Origin of the sequence: Streptomyces sp. AcH 505 (assembly GCF_000818175.1) — a bacterium.
Lineage (GTDB): Bacteria > Actinomycetota > Actinomycetes > Streptomycetales > Streptomycetaceae > Streptomyces.
In genome coordinates this window covers 3292569-3295749 of record NZ_JTIY01000001.1, presented here as the reverse complement: position 1 = coordinate 3295749, position 3181 = coordinate 3292569, and the positions used below count along the sequence as shown (strand labels likewise).

3 protein-coding genes are annotated in these 3181 nt (G+C 72.9%); 1 reads left to right on the top strand and 2 read right to left on the bottom strand.

Features of this window, described 5'->3' with window-relative positions; all coding sequences use genetic code 11:
• Window positions 1–240: 240 nt before the first annotated feature.
• Both HY68_RS15110 and HY68_RS15105 read right to left on the bottom strand, forming a co-directional pair.
• On the bottom strand, window positions 241–1323 hold the full coding sequence (locus tag HY68_RS15110; protein WP_041989036.1) for an NDP-sugar synthase: 1083 nt from the start codon (window positions 1321–1323) through the stop codon (window positions 241–243).
• Between the two features lie 99 nt (window positions 1324–1422).
• On the bottom strand, window positions 1423–2715 hold the full coding sequence (locus HY68_RS15105; protein WP_041989034.1) for a peptidoglycan recognition protein: 1293 nt from the start codon (window positions 2713–2715) through the stop codon (window positions 1423–1425).
• Window positions 2716–2842: 127 nt separating this feature from the next.
• Between HY68_RS15105 and HY68_RS45150 the strand changes: the two genes are divergently transcribed.
• A partial coding sequence (locus HY68_RS45150) for a TIGR03089 family protein (protein WP_041989032.1) occupies window positions 2843–3181 on the top strand: 339 nt, incomplete at its 3' end.

The following is a 3181-nucleotide window of genomic DNA, read 5'->3' as shown; positions in this document are numbered from 1 at the left end:
GAACCGCCGAAGCGGCAGCCGCGTGCACGAGCTTCGCCGCGCGAACGCGCGCACCAGCCCGCGAGAACCCGCCCTGGCCTGCCCGTTGACCGGCTCGACGGAGCCGCACCCCGGCGAAGCTCGCGCCTGGGCGGCCCGCCGCCCAGGCTCCCGCCGGGGTCCGGGGCCGGCCCCGGTTTCGGGAAGGGGCGGGGTAGGGGAGAACAACACGCCCAGCCCCGCCGCCACGGCCCGGGGCCGCTACTCGTCCGACGAGAAGCGGATCGACGCCGCGGGGAGGTTCGCGTCGCACCAGACGCGGGCTCCCTCCCTCAGTTCGTTGTCCGCACCCACACGCGCGCCGTCGCCGACCACCACCCCCGACAGCATCGTCCGCGCCCCCACGTACGACGCCGCGCCGATCAGGGAGTCGGTGACGACCGCGCCCGGTTCGACCACCGCGTTGTCCAGGATCGTGCTGCCCGTGATGCGGGCGCCCGCGCCGATGTGGGCTCCCTCGCCCACCACCGTGCCGCCCGTCAGTTTCGCGTCCGGGGCCACCGACGCCGTCGGGAGGATCAGGCGGTCGCCGCAGCGGCCCGGGACCGCGGGGGACGGGGCGCGGCCCAGGACCAGGTCGGCCGAGCCCTGCACGAAGGCCTGGGGGGTCCCCAGGTCCAGCCAGTACGTGGAGTCGACCATGCCCTGCAGATGCGCGCCCGCCGCCAGCAGGTCGGGGAACGTCTCGCGTTCCACCGAGACCGGCCGGCCCGCCGGGATCGCGTCGATCACCGAGCGGCGGAACACGTAAGCGCCCGCGTTGATCTGGTCGGTGACGATCTCCTCCGGCGTCTGGGGCTTCTCCAGGAACGCCGTCACCCGGCCCGCCGCGTCCGTCGGCACCAGACCGAAGGCGCGCGGGTCCTCGACCCGGGTCAGGTGCAGCGAGACATCCGCGCCGGACGTCGCGTGGGTACGGACCAGCGCGTCGATGTCGAGGCCGGTCAGGATGTCCCCGTTGAAGATCAGGACCGGTTCGTCGGGGCCCGACGTCAGCCGGGAGGCGACGTTGCGTATCGCGCCTCCCGTACCGAGCGGCTCGCGCTCGGTGACGTACTCCAGGCTCAGTCCGAGCGCCGAACCGTCACCGAAGTACGGTTCGAACACCTCCGCCAGGTACGACGTCGCGAGGACGATGTGTTCGACGCCGGCCGCGCGCGCCCGCGCCAGCTGGTGCGTGAGGAACGGCACGCCCGCCGCCGGCAGCATCGGTTTGGGGGTGCGCACCGTGAGCGGCCGCAGCCGGGTGCCCTTGCCGCCGACCAGGAGGATCGCTTCTGTCACGTGTCGTCTCTCTGCTTCCTGCCGGGGCCGGGACCGAGGCCGGGGCGGTGCGTGCGCGCAGCCGCCTTCACATATCCGTACAGCCGTACATTCGCACAATCAGCGACCCTGGTCGGTCGCCGCCAGCTTCCTGATCTCGCCGAGCTTCTTGTAGAGCTGGGTCCCCGGGCATTCGGTGATGAACCCGTCCCGGTGGCCCGAGAGGGTGTTGAGGCTGACCTGCTTCCCCTTCGCGTACTTGCCGCCGCCCTGGGAAGTGACGGTCACCTCGCCCTCAGGGTTGCCTCCGTACAGTCCGAGCTTCCAGGCGGTGAGCTTGGCCAGGGCGGTCGTGACGGCGGCGGGCGGCGCCGTCGTGTCGTACGAGCCGAGGACCGCGATGCCCGTGCTGTCGCTGTTGAAGCCCAGCGTGTGCGCGCCCATGACCGCCTTGGCCACCCCGCCCGACCGGCCCTCGTAGATGGTTCCGCACTTGTCGACGGCGAAGTTGTAGCCGATGTCCCGCCACCCGCTGCTCTTCACGTGGTAGCGGTAGATGCTGCGCAGCACCGTCGGCGCCTCTTCGCAGGTGTAGTTGTCGCCGGTCGCGCTGTGGTGCACGAAGGCCACCTTCACCGGGCCCGTGTAGCCCGCGCCCTTCTCGCGCAGCGTCTCGTCCGCGCCCCACCCCTTGCGGGTGACGATGCGCGGCCGCGGGCCCAGGTACGGCCTGACGACGTCGGACGGCGCGTCACCCGACACCTTCGCGTCGGCCTCCGTCTGCGCCTTGGTCAGCGCGGGCACTTCGGTCACGCCGGGACCCGCGTTCTCCTCGGGGGCGGGCTCCTTGCCCGGGTCGACGAGTTCCAGGCGCAGCCCCTGCGGCAGCACGGTGTGCGCGCCGATCGTGCCGTCGGGGCCCTCCGCCCGCGGCTCCTCTTCGGCCAGTACCCGGATCTGGACGCCGTCGGAGTCGCCGACCCAGAGCGGCGCCGTCGAGCCGTGCACGTCGGGTGCGCCGCGCTCCGGTGTGCCGACGTCGGCGCCGTGTTCCTGGTTGTGCGTCTCCAGGTCCTGCCAGGCGGACCAGCGCTGCGTCCCGGCCGCCCGGGTGCGGATCTGGACGGTGCCGTTGAGCGGTGCGTCCGCGTCGTCCCAGACCACACCGACCAGCGAGAACGGCTTGACGTTGTCGCGGGCGAGCCCCTGCTCGGAGGCCGTCGCCAGCGAGCGGGCGCCGCCGAGCGGGACCAGTGGCAGCGACCGCGTCGAGCCGGGGATCGCGGCCTCCGCAGCCTTCGTGGTGGCGGCGGGCGCGGACGCGGCTGTGGCGGAGCCGGGCGTCATCGAGAGGGGCAGGACCAGGGCGGCGGTGCAGGCGACGCCGAGCGGGGTTGCAAGGTAGGCACGCATGTGAATGATCTTGGGGGCGTCCCGCCGTCGCCGCCGCCCGGAAAATTGACGGTCCGTCGGTCCAACCGGTGTATGCCGTCACCGGTACGGCGGTGGGGCCGCCCGCGCGCGGCGTACCCTTTCCCGGGTGAACGCCAGCGACCGTACCCCTGCCGACCTGCTGCGATCCGCTCTCGCCACGGACCCGGCCCGCCCCTTGGTCACCTTCTACGACGACGCCACCGGTGAACGCGTCGAATTGTCCGCCGTCACGCTGGCCAATTGGGTGTCCAAGACCGCCAATCTGCTGCAAGGCGATCTCGCCGCCGGGCCGGGCGACCGGCTCGCGCTGCTGCTCCCGGCGCACTGGCAGAGCGCCGTCTGGCTGCTCGCCTGTTCGTCCGTCGGGGTGGCCGTCGAGATCGGCGGCGATCCGGCCGACGCCGACCTCGTCGTCACCGGCCCCGACTCGCTGGACGCGGCCCGC